The organism is Neisseria sp. P0013.S005 (assembly GCF_051958425.1).
GTDB lineage: Bacteria > Pseudomonadota > Gammaproteobacteria > Burkholderiales > Neisseriaceae > Neisseria > Neisseria subflava.
Window position 1 is genome coordinate 1 of the sequence record NZ_JBQCVL010000067.1, and the last position, 257, is coordinate 257.

Consider the following 257-nt stretch of genomic DNA (forward strand, 5'->3'; position numbering starts at 1 on the left):
GTATCGATGCGCATCTTTTGTCCGCCAATCAAGGGATTAACCGTTTGTGTTACGCAGGCCCTGTGTTGCACGCGCGGCCGGAAGGTTTGCTCAATATGCGCGAACCTTTGCAGGCGGGAGCGGAGATGTATGGTTTCGCCGACATCCGGGCGGATATCGAACTGATTGACCTGATGCTCAAAAGCATGAAGATTGCCGATATGGGCGAGGTTTTGCTGTCGCTGGGCCATATCGGCGTATTCCGCGCTTTGTCCGAT

General features: G+C 54.5%; 1 protein-coding gene. It reads left to right on the plus strand.

Annotated elements, in window-relative coordinates; all coding sequences use genetic code 11:
• The coding region (locus tag ACTHTA_RS11520) for an ATP phosphoribosyltransferase regulatory subunit (RefSeq protein WP_440379637.1) at window positions 1-257 on the plus strand (257 nt) is incomplete at both ends.